Origin of the sequence: Acinetobacter sp. YH12233, from assembly GCF_013417725.1 — a bacterium.
Lineage (GTDB): Bacteria > Pseudomonadota > Gammaproteobacteria > Pseudomonadales > Moraxellaceae > Acinetobacter.
In genome coordinates, this window is record NZ_VPDK01000046.1 from 1 (window position 1) to 21857 (window position 21857).

Annotated in this window: 19 protein-coding genes and 1 pseudogene; 9 read left to right on the plus strand and 11 right to left on the minus strand. The window is 42.7% G+C overall.

The genetic code is table 11. From position 1 onward, the window contains the following. Window positions 1-700: 700 nt before the first annotated feature. Both rpsO and pnp read left to right on the plus strand, forming a co-directional pair. Window positions 701-970, plus strand: a complete 270-nt coding sequence (rpsO, locus tag FTV12_RS14540) for a 30S ribosomal protein S15 (RefSeq protein WP_004637724.1) — start codon at window positions 701-703, stop codon at window positions 968-970. Window positions 971-1219: 249 nt separating this feature from the next. Then, window positions 1220-3307: a polyribonucleotide nucleotidyltransferase gene (gene pnp, locus FTV12_RS14545; RefSeq protein ID WP_171505581.1), complete on the plus strand. Its 2088-nt coding sequence runs from the start codon at window positions 1220-1222 to the stop codon at window positions 3305-3307. Window positions 3308-3467: 160 nt separating this feature from the next. Here pnp and FTV12_RS14550 read toward each other — a convergent pair whose 3' ends face one another. The 8 genes from FTV12_RS14550 to FTV12_RS14585 all read right to left on the minus strand — a co-directional run bounded on the left by FTV12_RS14550 (window position 3468) and on the right by FTV12_RS14585 (window position 11800). Next, entirely contained in the window at window positions 3468-3731 is a 264-nt protein-coding gene (locus tag FTV12_RS14550) for a YdcH family protein (protein WP_004781728.1), read from the minus strand. A 93-nt stretch (window positions 3732-3824) separates the two neighbouring features. Then, a complete protein-coding gene (locus FTV12_RS14555; RefSeq protein WP_004781729.1) occupies window positions 3825-4154 on the minus strand; it encodes a chaperone modulator CbpM in 330 nt (109 codons plus the stop codon). Window positions 4155-4665: 511 nt separating this feature from the next. Next, complete coding sequence (locus FTV12_RS14560; protein WP_180002540.1) at window positions 4666-5127, minus strand: DUF2147 domain-containing protein; 462 nt, start codon at window positions 5125-5127, stop codon at window positions 4666-4668. Between the two features lie 187 nt (window positions 5128-5314). Further along, a complete protein-coding gene (locus FTV12_RS14565) occupies window positions 5315-5776 on the minus strand; it encodes a DUF2147 domain-containing protein (RefSeq protein ID WP_159123421.1) in 462 nt (153 codons plus the stop codon). Between the two features lie 278 nt (window positions 5777-6054). Then, window positions 6055-6504 (minus strand): DUF2147 domain-containing protein, encoded by a 450-nt coding sequence (locus tag FTV12_RS14570; protein ID WP_180025243.1) that lies wholly within the window; start codon window positions 6502-6504, stop codon window positions 6055-6057. 217 nt (window positions 6505-6721) lie between these two features. Continuing rightward, window positions 6722-7597: an Hsp33 family molecular chaperone HslO gene (hslO, locus tag FTV12_RS14575; RefSeq protein WP_004781734.1), complete on the minus strand. Its 876-nt coding sequence runs from the start codon at window positions 7595-7597 to the stop codon at window positions 6722-6724. 50 nt (window positions 7598-7647) lie between these two features. Next, complete coding sequence (locus tag FTV12_RS14580) at window positions 7648-9504, minus strand: cation:proton antiporter (protein ID WP_180034255.1); 1857 nt, start codon at window positions 9502-9504, stop codon at window positions 7648-7650. Window positions 9505-9577: 73 nt separating this feature from the next. Continuing rightward, window positions 9578-11800, minus strand: coding sequence for a primosomal protein N' (locus FTV12_RS14585; protein WP_180011868.1), 2223 nt, complete (start codon window positions 11798-11800; stop codon window positions 9578-9580). A gap of 149 nt (window positions 11801-11949) precedes the next feature. Here FTV12_RS14585 and gspF point away from each other — a divergent pair, with 149 nt between their 5' ends. The 3 genes from gspF to FTV12_RS14600 all read left to right on the plus strand — a co-directional run bounded on the left by gspF (window position 11950) and on the right by FTV12_RS14600 (window position 14342). After that, window positions 11950-13155 (plus strand): type II secretion system inner membrane protein GspF, encoded by a 1206-nt coding sequence (gene gspF / locus FTV12_RS14590; RefSeq protein WP_034705070.1) that lies wholly within the window; start codon window positions 11950-11952, stop codon window positions 13153-13155. A 69-nt stretch (window positions 13156-13224) separates the two neighbouring features. Beyond that, on the plus strand, window positions 13225-13722 hold the full coding sequence (gspG, locus tag FTV12_RS14595; protein WP_005232473.1) for a type II secretion system major pseudopilin GspG: 498 nt from the start codon (window positions 13225-13227) through the stop codon (window positions 13720-13722). 284 nt (window positions 13723-14006) lie between these two features. Next, on the plus strand, window positions 14007-14342 hold the full coding sequence (locus tag FTV12_RS14600) for a hypothetical protein (protein WP_180031136.1): 336 nt from the start codon (window positions 14007-14009) through the stop codon (window positions 14340-14342). 82 nt (window positions 14343-14424) lie between these two features. On the opposite strand, the gene lnt is transcribed toward FTV12_RS14600, so the two are convergent. Together lnt and FTV12_RS14610 are read right to left on the minus strand one after the other, a co-directional pair. Then, window positions 14425-15984, minus strand: a complete 1560-nt coding sequence (lnt, locus tag FTV12_RS14605; RefSeq protein WP_180031138.1) for an apolipoprotein N-acyltransferase — start codon at window positions 15982-15984, stop codon at window positions 14425-14427. After that, window positions 15981-16820 carry an HlyC/CorC family transporter gene (locus FTV12_RS14610; RefSeq protein ID WP_004781742.1) on the minus strand — a complete coding sequence of 280 codons (840 nt, stop codon included), beginning with the start codon at window positions 16818-16820 and terminating at the stop codon, window positions 15981-15983. Before FTV12_RS14610 ends, lnt begins: the two co-directional genes overlap by 4 nt. Before the next feature lie 201 nt (window positions 16821-17021). Between FTV12_RS14610 and tusA the strand changes: the two genes are divergently transcribed. The 4 genes from tusA (at window position 17022) to FTV12_RS14630 (ending at window position 21738) form a co-directional block, all read left to right on the plus strand. Beyond that, the gene (tusA, locus tag FTV12_RS14615; protein WP_004781744.1) at window positions 17022-17282 is read left to right on the plus strand and encodes a sulfurtransferase TusA; all 261 of its coding nucleotides are present in this window, start codon (window positions 17022-17024) and stop codon (window positions 17280-17282) included. A 245-nt stretch (window positions 17283-17527) separates the two neighbouring features. Beyond that, complete coding sequence (locus tag FTV12_RS14620; protein ID WP_180034256.1) at window positions 17528-20317, plus strand: type VI secretion system Vgr family protein; 2790 nt, start codon at window positions 17528-17530, stop codon at window positions 20315-20317. Continuing rightward, a complete protein-coding gene (locus tag FTV12_RS14625) occupies window positions 20314-21432 on the plus strand; it encodes a hypothetical protein (protein WP_180031142.1) in 1119 nt (372 codons plus the stop codon). The genes FTV12_RS14620 and FTV12_RS14625 overlap by 4 nt, the downstream gene beginning before the upstream one ends. Window positions 21433-21450: 18 nt before the next feature. After that, entirely contained in the window at window positions 21451-21738 is a 288-nt protein-coding gene (locus tag FTV12_RS14630; protein WP_257220899.1) for a hypothetical protein, read from the plus strand. A gap of 22 nt (window positions 21739-21760) precedes the next feature. Here the strand turns inward: FTV12_RS14630 and FTV12_RS14635 are convergent. Next, window positions 21761-21857 (minus strand): annotated as a pseudogene (locus FTV12_RS14635) (IS1595 family transposase); the annotation flags it as partial.

The window sequence follows — 21857 nt, forward strand, 5'->3', positions numbered from 1 at the left end:
GTCATGAGAAAGCCCATATAAATGGGTAATGTACAAGTTGCTGTAGAAGCATGTTTAATTCGTCTGATCACAGATACTTTATAAAGTATTTTAATACTTTTTTGAATCCGTCAATGCGTAAGTCCTATATAAGTGTAATATTTTGCAAATTTCGATGACAATTTTGTACGCAATGGCTTACAGCGAGTGAGGATAAATGCCTCTATGAGCATTTCGACAATATGGCAAAATCTACCACACAAGGAAGTTATTTTTAGTCAGGAAGATTTGAAAATAATAAAGCGTAAAACGCACTAAAAAAAACAATAAATAAAAAATGATAATAGAAGAAACTACAGCGCGAAAAAGCCCGAGTTTACTCGGGCTTTTTTTTATCATTTATTTCTAAGCGCGACCAGAAATATTTTAAATATAAAAAGATCAGTTAATTTCTGCAGTTATCTAAACAGCTATTCGTAAGCCAGATCAAGTCCAATTCCTGAAATTATGTGTAAATTGAACCATATGGGATTTCTTCATATCAGTAAATAAGCAAAGACATCTGGCAGCTAAAACCATCAAAATTCATGATCTATTTTTGCAATCTGACGCAATTTCCCTTAAAATATGCAACTTGCTGTAGTGATGCACGGCAGTCAATGTATTGAATTCTCATTACTTTGATTTTTATCAAGATATATAAGCATCTCGGAGAAATCGAATGGCTTTAACAAACGCAGATCGCGCAGAGATCATTGCTAAATTCGCTCGCGCTGAAAACGACACTGGTTCACCAGAAGTTCAAGTAGCTCTTTTAACTGCTCAAATCAATGACTTACAAGGTCACTTCAAAGAGCACAAACACGACCATCATAGCCGTCGCGGTCTGATCCGTATGGTTAACCAACGTCGTAAGCTTCTTGACTACCTAAATGGTAAAGACCACGGTCGTTATGTTGCATTGATCGGTGCTTTAGGTTTACGTCGTTAATTCGATTTAAACTTTATTTTCGGGTTTATTGCATGCCTTGTGCTTTATTGCTGAAAACTAAAGTCGGTTTAGCCTTTGGCTAGATCAGGGGAAGGGGCGAATGTTCGCTCCTTCTTTGTGTTTAAAAATAGTGTTTATTTCTGGTGAGGTCGGCTTCTAAGCTTTGTCATTTACCCGTCCATTTGGATGTGAATGCCAAACCTTAGGGGTCTCCACTAGAATAAAATCAGGAAAAAATAAAACATGTCGATGTTTAATATTGTTCGTAAAGAATTCCAATTTGGCCAACATCAGGTTGTCCTAGAAACAGGTCGTGTTGCGCGTCAGGCCAATACCGTATTGATTACTATGGGCGGCGTAACTGTATTAGTTGCTGTTGTTGCTCAACCAACTGCTAAAGCAGGTCAAGACTTTTTCCCACTGACTGTTAACTATCAAGAAAAACAATACGCAGCTGGCCGTATTCCTGGTGGTTACGGTAAACGTGAAGGCCGTGCATCTGAAGCTGAAACGCTGATTTCACGTCTGATCGACCGTCCAATTCGTCCATTGTTCCCAGAAGGTTACTATAACGAAATCCAGGTGACTGCGACTGTTGTGTCTTCTGACAAGACTATGGAAGCTGACATTGCAGCCATGCTGGGTACTTCTGCAGCACTTGCGATTGCAGGTACACCATTCCGTGGTCCAATCGGTGCGGCACGTGTGGGTCTGATCAACGGTGAATACGTTCTAAACCCAAGCTTTGAACAATTGAAAGAAAGTGATCTTGATCTTGTCGTTGCAGGTACGGAATCTGCAGTACTGATGGTTGAATCAGAAGCGAAAGAACTTTCAGAAGACCAAATGCTGGGTGCAGTATTGTTCGGTCATGATGAAATGCAAATCGCGATCCAAGCAATCAAAGAATTCGCGACCGCAGCTGGTGCGAAAGAATCAACTTGGGTTGCTCCTGAGAAAAACGAAGACCTTCGTGCAAAACTGAAAGAAGCATTCGAAGCGAAAATCTCTGAAGCATATACCATTGCGGTGAAACAAGACCGTTATGCAGCACTTGATGCACTTCAAGCAGAAGCGCTAGCTCAGTTCGTTCCAGAAGGTGACGAAACTGGTCTTGCTGATGACGTAAACGAATTATTTGAAGATCTTAAATACCGTACCGTACGTGACAACATCCTGTCTGGTAAACCGCGTATTGACGGTCGTGATACTAAAACTGTTCGTGCCCTTGATGTACAGGTTGGCGTATTAGACCGTGCTCACGGTTCTGCATTATTCACACGTGGTGAAACTCAGGCATTGGTCACTACTACTCTGGGTAATACTCGTGATGCGTTGATGGTAGATACCTTGGCTGGTACTAAAACTGACAACTTCATGCTTCACTACAACTTCCCTGCATATTCTGTAGGTGAAACAGGTCGTGAGTCTGGTCCTAAACGTCGTGAAATCGGTCATGGCCGTCTGGCTCGTCGTGGTGTTCAAGCCGTGCTTCCAGCAGCTGACCGCTTCCCGTACGTGATCCGTATCGTATCTGACATCACTGAATCTAATGGTTCATCTTCAATGGCGTCTGTATGTGGTGCTTCTCTATCATTGATGGATGCCGGTGTTCCACTTAAAGCACCAGTTGCGGGTATCGCAATGGGTCTAGTGAAAGAAGGCGAACGTTTCGCAGTTCTTTCTGACATCTTGGGTGACGAAGACCATCTTGGTGATATGGACTTTAAAGTAGCGGGTTCTGCTAACGGTATTACTGCACTACAAATGGACATCAAGATCGAAGGTATTACTGAAGAGATCATGGAAGTTGCATTGAACCAGGCTTATGCAGGTCGTATGCACATTCTGAACGCAATGAATCAAGTGATTTCACGTGCTCGTCCAGAAATTTCTATGCACGCGCCGACTTTCCAAGTGATCAACATCAACCCTGACAAGATCCGTGACGTGATTGGTAAAGGTGGTGCGACTATCCGTCAAATCACTGAAGAAACTAAAGCTGCGATTGACATCGAAGATAACGGTACAGTACGCGTATTTGGTGAAACTAAAGCTGCTGCACAGGCTGCGATTGCAAAAATCCAGGCACTGACTGCTGAAGTTGAGCCAGGCACAATCTACACAGGTAAAGTGATTCGTATCGTTGAATTCGGTGCATTCGTGAACATCCTGCCAGGTACTGACGGTCTGCTTCATATTTCTCAAATCTCTAACGAACGTATTGCCAACGTGGCTGACGTATTGAAAGAAGGTCAGGAAGTGAAAGTACAGGTTGCTGACGTTGACAACCGTGGTCGTATTAAATTGACCATGAAAGACATCGAACAAGCATAATTCGATTACTTTTAAGTCTGAAAAAGCCCGCATCATGCGGGCTTTTTTATTTGGACAGATTCTTTATTTAAGAACCGAAATCATTTGATAATCACCTTCTAGGTAAACGGATGATTAGACCTTATATTGAAATACTCTTGGTTGAGAAAGCCGTTCCTATTCAGGTAAGCGGATCGGCCTCAGAGTTTTTCAGCATGCGATAAATTTCGTCTTTCAGTTTTAGTTTTTTGCGTTTAATCGCATCGATATCATCATTGATATGATTGACTGGATCGAGTTCAAGCTGGCTAATCTGTTTGTCCAATTCACTATGTTCCTCAAACAGTCGGGCAAAGTACGGATTTTCCTCACGTAATTGCACAATTAAATCACGGTATTCTGGGAACATATATTTGATCTTTTTATTGCAGTCTTTGGTTTTCATAGGGATATTTATCACTCAAAAAATAAAAGAAAAAAGCAAAATATGCCCTAGTCCGCATTGATCTAACTCAAGCAGACCGGACATTAAAAGGCATTACTTGAAATGCAGATGTTTCACCTCACGACGTAATTCCTGCACTTCATCAATGAGATCCAGCATCATGGCAACGGCACTAAAGGAAGCATCAAAATCACGCTGCAAACGGTAAGCCCGTTGTGCTCGAGTAATATCTTCCCCGAGGAAGGTACCAGGATGCGTTTTAGAACGGTTCGGCAAAATTCCATGTTCAATGAGTTGCATCACCCATTCCGGACTTTGGCCACATGCTTCAGAAAAGTGGAACAAATCAAAGGTACGATCATCCATGATTTCAGAGGGGATATAACCGTTGGAAAAGTTTTCTCTATATTGAATTGTAGTCATAGCTCTACTCCTTAAACAGCCAGGCTTGAGACATTCAGAAAGGAAGGTCGTCCTGAAGTAGGGGAATGCCATAATATTTTATGGCCGCTGCGCTGTGCCCTAACGGTATGGGATGCTAGTTGAACCAGCATCCTGCCTAGAAGAGGAACTCCTATCCTATGGAAATCCTGCTTGAACCTGAACAGCTCAGTCTGAGCAGGGAAACAAAGATCTAGGCGGGCATCTGTTTTTATAGTTTTATCTGTCATTTGCAAACCATCCGCTGTTTGCAACACACATTTACCCATGCCTATGAATTGAGGAATACATGTCGCATGAATACTCCGTTTCAGAGTCCTTAGCAGATTGAATTGCAGCTGAAGATAGATCATTGTGTGAATAAAAAATAACCGTCTTCAATTCATTATTATGAGTTTGCGCTAAGGGAAACAGTTTTTATTTGTACTTAATTGTTTCAAATCATAACCATTAAAAAAGCCCCTGAAACAGGGGCATGGAAAACTGACAAAAATTAGTATTTTATCCAGGTCACACTGCGTCCGATAACCGAAACGCCTACATAACCACGCAGGGTCAGGCGTTTGCCATTGGCGCTTAAACGTGCTTTACCTTTGTAAACTTTACCGCTGATTGGATCAAGTATCTTGCCATCATGGAATTCGCGAGGTTTTTTGGGGTCTGCCTTAAAATCCCAGATAAATGGCAAGCCAATAAATGGTTTATTCTTAAGCTGTCCTGGACATTTGCTACAGATTCCCAGTCTTTCTGCACCTGGCAGGCTACGGGTTTCTACGATAATTCCCTCATAGCTGCCATCTGGTTTTTTACGGATTTCGACATCAGCACGAGAATAACCGGATTGATCATCGATAGTCTTCCATTTCCCCAGTAGTGGATCTTCAGAAGCAAAGCTTAAACCTGCTGCTGTTGCCAATGTGATCCCCATCATTAAGCGACTTAAAATTTTCTTCATAACATGCCTGTTGATCAATGATTATTCGTATTAGATTTATTACTCTAATTTATTCATAAAATGTAACGAAATCAATAGCACAAAATGTGATGAGATTGGCATAAAATTAATGAATTCATGTGAATTATCACATGACCTAAAATAAAAAAGCTCCTAAGGAGCTTTTATTAATACTCTGAATTCGAAACTAGTTTTTAATCCAGGTCATATTGCGTCCGACCGGTGCACCTTCAGCACGACTATGAATGGCAAGATGCCTGCCATTATTTTTCAGGCGGGCACGAGCCTGATAAAGCTGACCAGAAACCGGGTCGAGCAGAGTGCCGTTAATAAATTCATTGCTATGCTCGGGATGACTACTCAGTCCCTTAAGCATCGTCAGTCCAATGAGCGGCTGATCCTTCAATGCGCCTTTGCATAGGGTGCAAGTCTGCTGTCGAGCTGCCCCTGGAATCTCACGAACATGCACAATTTTGGCAATATAGTGATTCTGAGCATCCTTACTAATCACCACATCTGCCAGGGAATAACCAGTACGGTCATCAATGGTTTTCCAGTGGCCAAGTAATGGGTCACTGTTGGCGAAAGCAGATAGACTGATGGTGCTTGCTGCTGTAAGAATGATAGAACAAAGCAGTTTGAATCTCATTGCCACATTACCCCATGCTATTGAAAATATATTTAACTTCTTAAAGGCATAAAAAAATTATGGGATTAATATAGCGTGAAAAATACACTAAATACCAGTCAATAATCACATTAAATTAAGAAAAATGAATATGAGTTAAAAATTACGTTCATTCAGCATGATGAGAATGAGTAAGTATTTACGTGATAAGGAATGGGATAAAGATAATGATTTTAAGCTGTCCAAGCCTTTGATCTGGCCAGACAGCTTACAGATGAGAATTTATAAAAACATGAGATTTACTCGACTTTCACCCAAGACACTGTACGTCCGAGCATGGGTGTACCTACATAGCCACGAAGCGTTAGCACATTGCCTCGGGAATTCAGCGTTGCCTTACTTTTATAGATATTGCCGGTTAGTGGATCGAGAATTGAACCATTAACGAATTCATTTTTCTTTTCTGGATTTGGTTTTAGACCTGATAAGACAGATAGACCCAGAATAGGTACGTCTTTCAGTGCCCCCTTACATTTAGAGCAATGGGTATGTGCAGGACGATTTGGAATGGCATGGATACGAACGACTTTACCCTGATAAGTACCATTATTGAGTTTACTGATTTCAACATCAGCACGTGCATAGCCCGTTTTGTCATCAATGGCTTTCCATGTCCCCGTGATTTCGGCTGCATAGCTGAAGCTCTGCGCAGCACATAACATCACACCCATTAAATATCGAAATTTCATTTAAAATCTTCCACTTATTTTTTTTGATTTTTTTACTTTGAAAATACCGTTGATCTTCTGATTCTATCGGTGTGCAAATTTTAATCATGAGGCAAGCTTGAAATTAAGTACATTTGTCTTTTTTTTATGAGGAATTTTGGTCAATATTTTATGAAAATATAAAATGAAAAAAGCACTCAATATTGAGTGCTTTTTTTGAGTCGAGCAGGGGCTGTTATTAACTGAGGTGTTCACCAAACAGGCTCAAAGCTTCTTCAGCCGTAAAAATATAACGGCTATTACAGAACTGACAGTCCATCTCAATTGGATTCTGGAATTCTAAAGTTTCACGAACCGATTCTACACCAATCTGCTGTAAGGCAATCGCACAACGTTCTTTAGAACAGGTACAGCCAAACTGCAAATGTTCTACTTCTGGTAAGCGCACTTCTTCTTCGTTATATAAACGATAGAGAATTTCATTGGCCTCCAGAGTGACCAGTTCTTCTGTTTTTAATGTTTCAGTCAGCATGGTCAGACGTGGCCATAAGTCTTCATCGACACGGCGTTGTTCTTCTTCACTGTTACGCGGTAGCAGTTGAATCAGTAAACCGCCTGCACGATTGTTATCACTGGCCAGCACGATACGTGTCGGAATCTGGGCAGACAGGTCATAATATTGCATCAGACAGCCAGCCAGATTTTCCTGATCAAGCGGAACAATACCCTGATAACGTTCACCAAATTCAGGCTCGATATTGATAAACAGCACTGGATTAGTCAGTGATTTTAAAACTGTGCTGCTATCTTCTGCTGCCTGAAAGTGTGGATCTTCTTCGTAATCCGCCAGTGCACGTACTTCACCGCGATGGTTACATTCAGCCATTGCCCATTTAAATGTGCCTGAAGCCTGAATTTGTAGGCTGATACGCCCTTTAATTTTCAGGGTGCTGGCCAATAGTGCAGTGGCGCTCAGCATTTCACCTAACAGGATTTTTACTGCAGGCGCATAGTCACGCTGGGCCAAAATTGTTTGTAAAGCTTCTTCAAGATGCACCACTTCACCACGAACAGGGCTATCTTCAATAAAAAAGCGTTGGCGTAAATCAGACATAAAATTCTCCATAACCCTGCTTTAATGGTGGCATTATTGTAAAACACAAGTTATGCCAGATCATCTCTTATGGCATCAATTCCTGAAGCGTTGTTGTCCTGTTGCGTGTCCGTATCCTGTTCTGGTGCTTTTTTTAGCTGATCCTGAGCAAGAAGATTCTCCAGTTCTGCCAGTGTATTCCTTGAGCCTGCGAAATTAAACGGACTCTCCGTATCCGGATGAAATTGACGATTGAGCAGTTTCTGATCATGAGTATGAAACTCATGGATCTTTTGTTGCGCCTGTTCTTCAGACAGTCCGCTCAGCTGAACTAGCAGACACTGACTTAGTTCTAGTGCAGAAGCATAGGTTTCTCGCCAGATTCGTTCCACGCCCAGCTCCTGAAGTAGATGGACATGATGCCGGTTACGTGCCCGTACCCATAAAGACATGTCAGGATAATTTAAGCGCAGATGTCGGACGGTCAGCAGTGAATCTTCAATATCATCAATGGCGACAATCACATGCTGAACCGTATCCAGATTTGCCTGAGCTAAAGCCTCTGGCTCAGTCGCATTGGCCTGATAGAAGGTAATACCGTAAGAGGTCAGCAATTCAGTTGCTTCGATATTGCTGTCCATTACACTGAATTTTTGCTGCTGTTGCAGCAAAATACGGGCAATGATCTGGCCAAAACGGCCAAAACCGATTAATAAAATTGGTGCGGTATTTGGTGGAAGGCTTTCAATGTCAAAGGTCGCTGCCAAATGATTTTGCCGATCCAGTCGTGGCAGAATCTGGTTATGCAATAACCAGTAAAATGCCGGTGTGAGTAGCATGGATAAACTTGCCATCCACATTAATGGAGAGAGCAGGGTTGGAGTAATGATCTGCTGCGAAAGTGCAATGATGAGTGCCAGAAAAGCGAATTCACCACTTTGTGCCACACTGGCAGCCAGTAGCGTACTGTTGCGCCAACTATGCTGATAATAACGTGCCAATCCTAAGGTAATCGCAAATTTAATCAGGATCAGCGAAAGTGTTCCGGCAATAATCAATACGGGTTGCGTCAGCACATCGGCAAACTGCAATGACATGCCCAGACTGATAAAAGCCAACCCAATCAATAAACCGCTAAAAGGCTGCAGACTCTTTTCGACCGAAATCCGGAAATCAGAATCAGCCAGTAACATGCCAGCAAATAATGCCGCGAGGTACAGATTCAGTCCCAGCGTATCCATCAGGACTAGTAAGCTCAGGAAAATGACAATGGCAACAATGCTATGCAATTCATGACGACCACTTTTGGCAATCCAGCGATAGAGCGGCTGCATGAAATAGCGGTTACATAGAAATAAGCCAGTAAAGGTAGCCATCATGGCAGCAAAATAAGCTATGCCATGTTCTGTTGAACTGACCCCAGCAAAAAGCGGAATCGCTGCAATGATAGGAATTGCAATCAGTGCATGAATCAGGGTGTTGGCATAAGCGGATTGACCATAACTGGTCGCCAGTTGTTGCTGATTATTTAAAAACTGGGTCACCAACGTCATGGCAGAGAGGCTGCCGGCCAGTCCGATGACAATGCTGGAAACCAGATGCTGATCGAGAAAGAACCAGGCCAGCAGGCTCAAAATCAGGGCCGTGCTCAGTACCTGTAAAATGGCCATAAACCACAGGGGTTGCCCAAGCTGAAGAATTCGTTGTGGTCTGAGTTGCAGACCAATCCAGAACATCAGGGCTAACAGGCTGATTTGAATAAAAGTCTGCATCACCTCAGGAGCAGAGATCAGCGCTAAGGCACTCGGCCCAATGATTAAACCTGTCAGTAAATAGCCCAGCACTGTTGGCAGTCTGAGTTTATGGCTCAGTGGCACCATTAACAGTGCAATCGCCAGAACCAGCGCTATTTGTAACAGTATCGACATTTTTCCGCCTTAAATTTTATTTTCATCCAGTCTTAAAGTTGAGCCTTTATCAAATGAAGATGGTCTCAATATTTTAGCTGAGTTCTTGTGGATCGATATCCAGTGTCAGCTTCATATTGGATGGCTTATCCTGTAACAGGTTTTGCCACCAGCTACGGACATAATAATGCAAACGGGCACGGTCTGCGGACAATAGCACCATATGGGATTGATAGCGTCCGGCTTTGCGTTCCATCGGGGCAGGAATGGGACCCCAGATGTCCAGCACCAGATCGGGATATTGCCTGAGCAGGGCAGCATGTTTCTGTAAGAATTCGGTATTTTGTGCCTGATCTTTGGATTCACAGCGAATCAGCACGGCATAACGAAAAGGAGGCATCTGGGCGATTTGCCGTTCGGTCAAAGTCTGCTTGGCAAAAGCGCGGTAATTTTCAGTGACTAAGGTATTCAGCAGCGCATGATCAGGTCTTAGGGTCTGTAAATATACATCCCCTTTATGTTCCCCACGTCCTGCACGTCCTGCGACCTGTACGATCAATTGTGCTGTACGTTCTGTGGCCCGGAAATCGACGCTAAGAAGACCGGAATCGATATCTAAAATCGCGACTAACGTGACATAAGGGAAATGATGGCCTTTGGCCAGCATCTGCGTGCCGAGCAGAATCGCAGGCTCACTTTTCTGAATCTTGTCATAGATCTTTTGCCAACTACCCACCCGGCTGGTTGAGTCGCGATCGACCCGGATCACTTCAAAATCTGGAAAAAGCTCATTCAGATGTTCTTCAACTTTTCCAGTCCCCATGCCTAAAGTAGCCAACTCCTGATGCTGGCATTGCGGGCATTGTTCAGGCATACGATGAATGGTGCCACAGTGATGACAATGCAGATGCTGATAAGGTTGCCGATGCACAGTGAAATTGGCATCACAGTTCGGACACTGCGCCTGCCAACCACAACTGCCACAGATCAATACGGGTGCATAACCACGACGATTCAGAAAAATGAGCACCTGTTCTTTTTTAGCCAGGCGTTTTTTGATTTCTTCAATCAGATGCAGGCTGATGCCATGCTGCTTTGGTGCCACTTTTAAATCCAGAATATGGATTTTTGGCATTAGTGCTGTACCCGCGCGTTGATTCAGTTCCAGCACCTGCATTTTGCCTTGCTGCACTAGTGCATAACTGTCAATGCTGGGTGTTGCCGAACCCAAGAGGACTGGACATTGCTGTAAATGTCCCCGGTACAATGCCACATCACGGGCATGATAGCGAAAGCCTTCCTGCTGTTTAAAAGACAGGTCATGCTCTTCATCCAGAATGATCAGGCCTAGATTCGGCATCGGTGTATAAATCGCAGAACGGGTGCCAAGTACAATGGACGCTTTACCGGTTTCAGCGGCTTGCCAGGCTTGTAAGCGTTTACTGTCATTCAGGCCAGAGTGAAGCAGGGCGATGTGACAATGGAAGCGGGATTGAAAGCGACTAATGGTTTGTGGTGTCAGTCCGATTTCAGGCACCAGTACCAGCACCTGCTTGCCCTGTTTGAGTACCTGTTCCATGATCTGAAGATAGACTTCAGTTTTGCCACTGCCAGTCAGGCCATCGAGTAAAAAGGCCTGATATTGCTTGCGGTATTTCAGCACTTGCTGAATCGCATGCTTTTGTTCCGGATTGGCCGTTAATGGCATCTGGGCCAGTTGTACAGGTTGCGGGCTAAAATCCTGTGCTTCCAGGACACATTCGCAAATTCCTTTTTTTTCGAGCGCTTTTAAAGTCGCTGTTTCTATTCCGGCCAGATTTAAGAGATTCTCAGTTGTTCCCACCGGATGTAGTTTTAGAATCCGATAGGCTTCCTGTTGCCTCTCGGAACGCCGAACCTTGGCTTCAGCCTCATGATCCAGCAATTTCCAGTTTCGGGCCAGCAGGTTATAAGGTTTGCCCTGACGCAATAAAGTCGGTAAGGCAGTCTGGATCACTTCCCCGATAGGAAACTGGTAATACTGTGCTGACCAGGTCAATACACTTAAGACCTGGGAATTGATAATGGCACGGTCATCTAAAAGCTCGGTAATAGCTTTCAGTTTGAAACTGGGATCAATCGGAGCATCTAGCGGTAATTTTTCAGTAATCACGCCGACCAGATTTTGCCGGCCAAAAGAAACCGCGACTCGGGCCCCCACTTCTGCCTGCTGATATTGTTCCTGACTCAAGCTATAGTCAAAACAGTCAAACAGATGCACCGGCACTGCAACACGAACACGATAAACAGGGGCAGTAACGGGAACAGAATTTGGCATAGTAACAGAGTGGGTCCTGATGAAATTTCGTCGTGCTCAAAGTTCAGTTATGTTAGAGTGAGCAGATAATTTATATTGAAGAATATGAATGATTTTGATGGTCTGACGCAACAGCGTTAAGCAAAATTTTGGAAAATTAGAGCATTACAATGCCTGCATATCAGTTTACTGCGCTTGACGCTTCAGGGAAGCAGCAAAAAGGCGTGCTTGAGGGGGATTCAGCACGACAAATCCGGCAACAGCTTCGGGATCAGGCGCTGATTCCGGTCTCTGTAGATCCGGTTGAGAAAAAAGACCAGCACTACCGTCGCAAATGGTTTGAAAAAAGCATTACTGCTTATGATTTGGCTCTTATGACCCGACAACTCTCGGTACTGGTCGCTGCCGCAATTCCGCTGGAAGAAGCTATTCGCGCCGTCGGCAAGCAGAGCGAAAAAGTTCATGTGCAAAATCTGCTGATGTCAGTACGTTCTAAAGTGCTGGAAGGACATAGCTTGGCTCAGGCGCTACAACAGTCTGGACGTTTTCCAGAGCTGTATATTGCCACCATTGCGGCTGGTGAACGTTCTGGTCACTTGGACCTGATTCTGGATCAGTTAGCTGACTATACCGAAAACCGTTTTGCTATGCAGAAAAAGATTCAAGGGGCGATGATCTATCCGATTATTTTGCTCTTGATGTCTTTTGCAATTGTGATGGGCCTGATGACCTATGTAGTACCGGATATCGTCAAGACCTTTGATCAAAGTAAAGATGCCTTGCCTTGGATTACAGTGACTTTAATGAAAGCCAGCGATTTTATCCGGATCGCGTGGCCATTTTTATTGATAGGGAGTGCGGTAGGTATTTTTCTTCTGGTACGGTTTTTAAGAACAACGGCTGGGCATTATGCTTTTGATCGTCTGACTCTGAAACTACCTTTATTCGGAAAATTATCACGTGGCATTAATGCTGCCCGTTTTGCCAGTACTCTATCGATTCTGACTCAGTCTGGTGTGCCATTGGTGGATGCCTTACGCATCGGGGCAGCGGTAAGCAATAACTGGGTGATCCGGGATTCGGTTAATCTGGCTGCTGAAAAAGTCACTGAAGGTGGGAACCTGGCTACCCAGCTGGAACGTAGTGGTTATTTCCCCCCGATGATGGTACAAATGATCAAAAGTGGTGAAGCCTCGGGGGAGCTGGATCGTATGCTGGAACGGGCATCGACCATGCAGGATCGGGAAGTGACCACACTGATTTCGACATTACTTGCGCTTCTGGAGCCGCTGATGCTGGTACTCATGGCCAGTATTGTGCTGGTAATTGTGATCGCAGTGATGCTGCCAATCGTGAATATGAATAATATGATTTAAATAACATGTGTAACGTCTACGAAGAATTGAAAGTGCCTGAACTTTCTAAAGATGAATGAGAGATATTGAATGAAAAGGAATCCAAATCAAGCCATAGACCCTTCAACTACAGCTGTTGAACCTACCGTACGTGTGAGCCAGTTACGTGCACATCGTGCCTCAGGTTTTACCCTGATTGAAGTAATGGTGGTTATTGTTATTCTCGGTGTGCTTGCGGCCCTAATTGTTCCAAATGTAATGGGACGCGGTGAAAAGGCTAAAGTGGATACCACAGTCATCAAATTGCAAAGTATTGCGGGTTCACTGGATCAATATAAGCTGGACAATGGCAAATATCCAAGCATGCAGGAAGGTGGTCTGGATGCGCTGGTAAATCAGCCGGCAACAGCGAAGAACTGGCTCCCAGGCGGCTATGTGAAAGGTGGTTATCCAAAAGACAGCTGGGATAATGACCTGCAATACGTGATTCCGGGAACTAACGGCCGTGCCTTCGACTTGTATTCTTTTGGTGCTGATGGACAGGCGGGTGGCGAAGGAACTGATGCTGATATTTATTACCAACCTTAACTGATAATTATTATAAATTAGTAGGTTATTGAATATATCACTTCACTTGATTGATTGTTTCAATATTGGGTGAAGTGATAATAACTATCAATCATAAAATATAATATAAATAACTGAATTTAATGCTATTACTATAATATTGATGATTTGATAGTTATAATAAGAATTATTCCCATATTTATCTATTACAATTATCGTAAAATGTGAATAAATATAGACTTTCTATTTACAAAAAATAGCTCATAATATTCTTAATGGCCCTTTTTTAGCCAAAGGAGAATAGTATGAAAGCATTAATATTATCGGATGAAATAAACCAGTTTCATTGGTCGATGCTGAAATCTGTTCTTTTGGTTTTAAGCATTCTTCCAGCCAGCCAGGGAATTTTGCATTTATGGCAGACCACTGAAGGCAGCAGCCAGATTATGGTGGGTTTCTTTGCCATTAGCATGATGAGTACCTTATTCGTACTATGTTTCTGGTCAGCATTAAAAGCATCGGTCGTACAGTTTGAACAGGAACAGGCTTCTGCATTGGAAAATGGTATTGTACAGGTCTATCGTTATATTCCAATGCTGTCACTGGCGAGCATGTTGTCTTATCTGGTGATCCAGTTTTAATAACATATAGATAAAAAAAACCGAGGCATGAACCTCGGTTTTTTATAGCTCCTCCTTTTTAAAAGAGGGACTTTTGAGAGAATTATCTTCTCGACTTAAAGCTGATATCCACCTTACGTGGGCGGAAGCGCCAACCCAGTAATAATAACAATACGGAGAAAATCAGTATTGGCCAGTCGCTGAGTTTCATGTAAAGCGTTTCACCCTGCATGGCGGGTAGCTCACCGCGGAGTATAGCTTCTTTATCCATGGGTGCACGTTTCACAATATGGCCATTGTGGTCGATGAACGCAGTTACCCCAGTATTGGTAGCACGAATAAACCAGCGACCATTTTCCTTGGCCCGCATTTGTACCATCTGTAAATGTTGCTGTGGACCGGCAGTGCCAGTAAACCAGGCATCATTAGATACGGTCACCAGAAAATCACTTTGGCTGGCATTACGACGAGTCAGGTTTGGATAAGCCACTTCATAGCAAATTGCCGCACCTAGAGGATGGTTTTTCACATTTAATGGTTTCTGGATATCCGCACCACGCGAAAAACCACTTACCGAAGGGTCGTTTTGCAGAGCTGGAAGTACCCAACTGAGTGCGCCAGAGAGTGGAATATATTCTCCAAAAGGCACCAGACGCTGCTTCTTATAAAGTCCACTCGACTCATCACCAGTGGCCATGATGCTATTGTAATATTTTGGCGTGCCTGCTTCCTGTGACTCAGCCAGATCCCAGAACGGAATACCTGTGACCCAAGCTGTTCCAGATTTTTCTGCCTGAACTTTCATCGCATCCAAAAAAGGCTCAATGTCGGTCTGGAACATCGGAATCGAAGATTCTGGCCAGACAATCAGGTCACGTCCCCATTCGGTCTTGCTCAGATTGGCATAGATCAGCAGGGTTTTTACCTGATATTCAGTTAACCATTTCAGGTCCTGGGGGATATTGCCCTGAATCAGAGAAACAGTGAGCGGCTTTTCATTTTTTTCTTGCACGAAAGTCAGTTGTGCTGCGCCCCAAGCACCCAATAACAAGATTGCAGAAGGAACGATCCAGAAGACCCGTTTACTTAAAATTTCAACCAGCGCACAGGCTAGAACAATCACTACAAAGGACACCCCAAATACACCGAATAAAGGCGCATAGGCATCCAGATAGAGCTCAGTAAAAGCATAACCTGCAAAGAGCCATGGGAAACCGGTAAATACCCAGGTTTTGGCCCATTCAAAGATCACCCAAAGTGGGGCGAAGGTAAGAGGTGTTTCCGGGAAAAAGCGACGATAAATAAAAGTCTGAAGCGCAGTAAACAGTCCCATGATGATCGCCATGATCAGGATCATGATTACGCTCAGGAAAGCACTGGTATCGCCATACACATGAATAGAGGTATAGAGCCAGAATGCACCCACAAACCACAATCCAATTCCATAAGCCCAGCCAATCCCAAAGGCCTGTTTCGCACTACGACCACGGACGCAAGCATACAGTAAGGCAGGAGAGAGAATCGCCAGCCACCAGTAATGATAAGGTGCCAGTGCCAGGCTAAAAATAGCGCCGGCAAATAAGGCAATCAATACAGGATAAATTAAGGCTAACTGCTTTTGCTGCTGGGCTGGATTTAATAGCTTATCGAAATATGCTCTCATTGGCGCACAGCTCGAATTAAACGAATAGAACGTGAATCTGCCTCAAGAATGGTAAATTGCCAGTTTTCCAATTCAATCGTCTGACCTTCCAGATCATTTACCAGACCAATTTCCTGCAATAACAAACCGCCCATAGTTTCAACTTCATCATCGGAGAAATTGGCATCTAGCATGTTGTTAAAATGCTCAATTGGCGTCAGCGCTTGTACTACCCAGGTATTGGCTGTCTTCGGGTCTTGATCCGGAACAATATATTGTGCTTCTTCATCAGCAATATCATGTTCGTCTTCAATTTCACCCACAATTTCTTCGAGAATATCTTCTAGGGTCACCAGACCTGAAGTTGTACCGTACTCATCAATCACTACCGCAATATGAGTCTGGGTATTTTTCAGCATACGTAGAACCTGATCCGAACGTGCACTTTCCGGCACAAACAGCGGCTGACGCATCAAGGCACGAATATCGACTTTGGAAGAAGGCTCGGTCAGGAAAGGAAGCAGATCTTTGGCCAGCAAAATACCAACCACATTATCCGGTTGATCAGATGAGAACACAGGGAACCGCGAATGCGCAGATTCAACTAAAACATGCAGAATTTCCAGAAGTTGGTCATCTTCCTGCAAGCTAATCATGGACGTTCTTGGCGTCATGACTTCACGAATTTTGGTGGCTGGCAGATCCAGCACGCCTTCCAGCATTGCAACAGTATCGGGTTCTAAAAATCGACGTGAATCTTGTACTAATTTTAGCAGTTCGTCGCGAGTTTCGGGTGCAGTTCCCAGCCATTTACGTAAGCCGCGCATACCCCACGACGGGCCTGATTCCTCGTGCATGATCTTTCCTAAAGACTCTTAATATCTAAAAAAACGTGATTTTATCATACCGCAGAAAATACGCTTGTCTATTGTAATTATGCTGCGCAGTCTTGATCCCGCGGGTCAGTATAGTTTTGTGAATTGGCTCAAAGCGTGAGCTGCAATGCGATAGCCGCTTTATGCTAAAATAAGGCTGATCTTGAATTCCTGAGTCTGTCGATGTCTGAAGCCGAAATTACGCCAAGCCTGCAATTGAATACCCGTGGATTACGCTGCCCTGAGCCAGTCATGATGTTGCATCAAGCCATCCGTAAGTCTAAAGCTGGTGATGTAGTTGAAGTTTTTGCTACGGATAATTCAACCTCTTGGGATATTCCAAAATTCTGTATGCATCTCGGCCATGAACTGCTGCTTCAAGAAGAACGTCTGGATGAAAATGGCAATAAAGAGTTCCATTATCTGGTGAAAAAAGGCGGTTAAAAAGATTTTTTGGGTAGATGAGTGATTCATTTGCCCATATTTTTGAAAGATTAAAATGAAAAGAAAGCTATTTTTTTGAATACTTGATCTGCTTGAAGTTCCTGACTTTCAAAAAATAAAAAATTTGATATTCAAGCCTCTTCCAGAATTACAGTGATGAATCGGAACCATGGCCAGACCAATGAACCTAGGCTGGATATAAATAATTCACTATAATGCCGCAAAAATATTTATAACAATTAAAAATGATAAAAAATCATATCGCTCAAGTATTAGAGCAATTGGGTCTTAGCGCACAGAAGCGTGCTTTGCTTGTTCAGTTTTCCCATCAAAAACTTAATTCTGAAGTTTTTCTGCAACGTATTGATGGCCAACATGTCCTGAATCAAGGACTAAAAATTGAGCTGATTTGTGTGTCGACTAATGCCTTGATTCCCCTTAAAGAATTTATTGGAACTCAAGTAGCGATAGATCAGGTCACGGATCAAGGACAGTTATTTCGCAGTTCCGGAATTATTACTGCAGCAACTCAGGGACAGAGTGATGGCGCATTAACGCTTTATAAACTCACTCTGGAAGATGCAACGTCGCTATGGCATCAACGCCGTAATAGTCGTGTGTTCATGGACAAGAGTGTCCGGGAGATTACTGAAATCTTATTCAAAGAATGGCAGCGTAAGAGTCCATTATTTGCGGCTGCACTCAAGCTGGATTTATCCGGTTTGCAGCAAACTTATGATGTGCGTCCTTTTACTATGCAGTTGAATGAAAGCGACTATGACTTTTTAACCCGTTTATGGCGTAGTGAGGGGATTAACTGGCTGATTGATGAGTCTGAGCTTATAGTTGTGCATTCATCTGCACCGATTGCCGCACAAAAGCTTAGATTAATTGATGACAATAGCTACTACCAAGCTTTAAGCCGCAGAGCGATCCGTTTCCATCGTTCCAGTGCTACTGAACAAGAAGATAGCATGACCAGTTTTATTGCAGAACGGCAGTTGCAGCCGACCGCTGTATATATCCAGCGCTGGCATGCCGATCGCTTGAATCAGGAAGAAGGTGTAGGTTCAGTACAAAGCAAGCACCAGCAGAGTCAGGTTCAGGATAATGCCAGTCTGGCATTGGAACAGGCCTGTAACATCAGTCCGGCATGGGTGACTGATCTCAGGCATGAAGATCAGGCAACTCCAGCCTCAGATGCACAAATCGAGAAAATAAATCAAAATTTGCAGCATTTCTATGATGCACAGGCCAAACAATTTTTAGCAACATCCACGGTACGTGATGCCCAAGTGGGTTACTGGTTTCGGCTGGATCAGCATCCTGAAATTGACCAGCATCCAGCAGTAGACAAAGAATTTTTAATCATCTCCAAGCAATTTTATAACCAGAATAATTTGCCTAAAGACTTAAATGAGCAGGTTCATGCTTTAATTCAGCAAAGCTGCTGGCAGATGACAGAATTCAAGGACGCAGGTAAGCGTCAGGCCAACCAGCTAGTCTTGCAACGTCGCCATATTCACTTGGTTCCTGAATACCAGCCTTTATTACATCGACCACAGGCCTATCCGCAACGCGCCAAAGTAGTCGGGCCAGAAGATGAAGAAATTTATGTGGATGAATGGGGGCGGATCAAAATCCGTTTTCTGTTCACTCGTCCGGATGACCATGCTCACGATGGTGGCGCAGGCAGCAATGACAGTGATACAGATTCAGCCTGGGTAGATGTTCTGACCCCGTGGGCAGGTATAGGTTATGGGGTCCGTTTCTTGCCACGCATTGGTGAAATTGTGGTCGTCGACTTTTTTGATGGCAATATTGATCGGCCTTTTGTGGTAGGTCGGATTCATGAAGGCCAACGTTCTCCGACGAAGTTTGATCAAAAAGGACAACTACCAGATACCAAAAAACTCAGTGGTATTCGCTCGCAAGAAGTACAGGGGCAAGGCTTTAACCAGTTACGTTTTGATGATACGACTGGCCAGATCAGTATACAGTTACATAGTAGTCAAGCTGCCAGTCAGCTCAATCTGGGTAACTTAAGTTATTCAAAAGAACAGGCTGAAAATGAAGGACGGGGTGAAGGCTTTGAACTTAGAACTGACCAATGGGGTGCAGTCCGTGCAGGTAAAGGGTTATTGATTTCGGCTCATAAACAGCAAGCCGCAGACGGTTCACATATGGATGCTGAACCAGCGAAAAGCCAGCTTGAATCAGGCTTGCAGATGAGCCAGGCGCTAAGTGATGTTGCTAAAAACCAGCAAACTGATCCGCTTGAAATCTTTGAAAATTTAAAAAGCTTTATTGAGCAAATTAAACAGCAAGATCAAGACAAAGCAGCTGCCTTTAAACAGGCAATTATGATTCTGACAGCACCAAAATCCATTGCACTGAGTACTCAGCAGGATATTTATTTGTCTGCGGAGGGTCAAATTAGCCACCAGGCAGCGGACAGTATTAACTTAAGTTCACAAAAAAATATTATTGGGCATGCCTCTTCTAAAGTGAGTCTGTTTGCAGCTCAACAAGGCCTAAGTGCTTATGCCGCAAAAGGCAAAGTTGAACTACAGGGGCAAAATGATGGGATGGATGTTATTGCACGCAAAGGTATCAAAATTGTCTCCACTGAAGATCAGATTGAAATTACAGCAGCGAAAAAAATTGTTTTAACTGCGGGCGGTTCTCAAGTTGAAATCAGTAATGCCGGAATTTTGCCGACGACGGGTGGTCAGTTTGAGATGATGGCAGGGCAGCATCAATTTTTATCAGGGGAAAAGACAATACATGATATTCCTTATCTTCCTGCCTCACATAATAGTTCCTATATTTTAGAGTTCGATGTGCGATATAAAATAAATAATAAATTATTAGAAAGCTCTCCAAATTTTAGTCTTATTGATTCTCAGGGGAATGTACGAACAGGAGAGGTTCCCAAAGATGGAATTATTAGAATTACCTCAAAAAATAAGGAAGAAAAATATACAGTTATGGTGCATAAATATGATGCAGAGATATCGGAGTTAGAAGAATGACTTATACGGCTCGTTTAAAAGTATCCTGTGATAATAAAGACCTTTTATCAAAATTAAGCTATACCTTACTAAATACGACAACTCAAAAAAGTTATGGAGGAAAAATTGATCCGAATGGTTGTACCAAAATCTATAATTGCAATAAATTAGATTTAATCTTTGTAGAGTTAATTTTAAATAATTCAAAAATTGCCAGAGTGCGTGTTCCCGCACTAGAAAATGGCGAATTTAATAAATCGATATATAAATTAAAATCAACTACAGGTACAACAAAACAAGCAGAATCAAATAAAGTACCTGTTAAAGTTAAAAATGAATTAGAAATAGCACTTGAAGCCTTACATGGTACAGCACTTTACTTTAGTAATAACTTTTTAGATCATGATAGCTCCTTAAGAATTGCTTATATGAAAGCAATTAAAAAAATGAGTCATGATTACTTAAAGGATGTTGAAAATGGAAGAATGACTGTAAAAGATGCTTCGAAAGAGGCTCATACATTAAGAAATGATATCTTAGAACAGACCAGGAAAAAGAATTCTCCAATCGCGTTAGCAGTATCACAAAAAGAAAAAATAGCGGCTAAAAGCTTAGATCAATTCTTAGAATATTATGCATTGAAATTAAAAGATCCTGATAAATGGAAAAGACTGAAAGATCAGTCAAGACAAACCTTAGATCATTATGTAAAAGCATCAACAGGTACAAGAAATTCATATTTTCAGGCGCTTTCAACAGCAGATAAAAATAAAGTTTTTTATAGTGTAGTTAAAGGATCAGGGGCATCCCATGGAACTTTTGATAAAGCAGCAAAGTATATGAAACCACTAGGCAGAGTAATTGTCGTTATTTCAATTTCCTATGCTTGGTATGAGATTTTTTCAGCTGAGAATAAAGAAAAGGAATTTTATAAAGAAGCCGCAACCATAGGCTCAGGAGTGGCAGCTGGCGCTGTGGGTGGTGCTATTGCAGGAGGAATTTGTGGCCCCGGGTCTCCCATATGTTCAACAGTAGGTGTAATAATTGGCGGTCTAGCGGGAGGGTATGGAGCATATAAATTAGTTGAAGCTTATGATGAAGAGTTGGAAGCTTTTACAGAATGGACTTTATTTTAATTCCAGTAGGTAGCCTGTATGTTTAAGTTTTTAAAAAGGTTAGTAAGAAAAGAAGCTAATAAAAATTTAGATACGAGTAATTATAAAACTAAAATTAAAAATTTTAGCTTAGAGCATGATCAGATTGTGGGCGTAAATATAGATGATGTAATAATAAAAATACCTTATATAGACATAGTAAGGATATCTATTATGGTTTATGGGGAAGATTTACTCCCTCAACCAATCTGGACTGTGCAAACAATAAAAGACATTATTGATATACCGAATGAATTAAATAATACTGATAAATTATTTTGGCTCTAGACTAGCAGATTTACACTTAATTTTACCTAATGAGGTTCCACAGCTCAGTTGCTAACTCATTAGGTTCCCTCATCCAACGCCATTCAGTTTCTTTAAGATGATAATCAAAGTACTCTTTT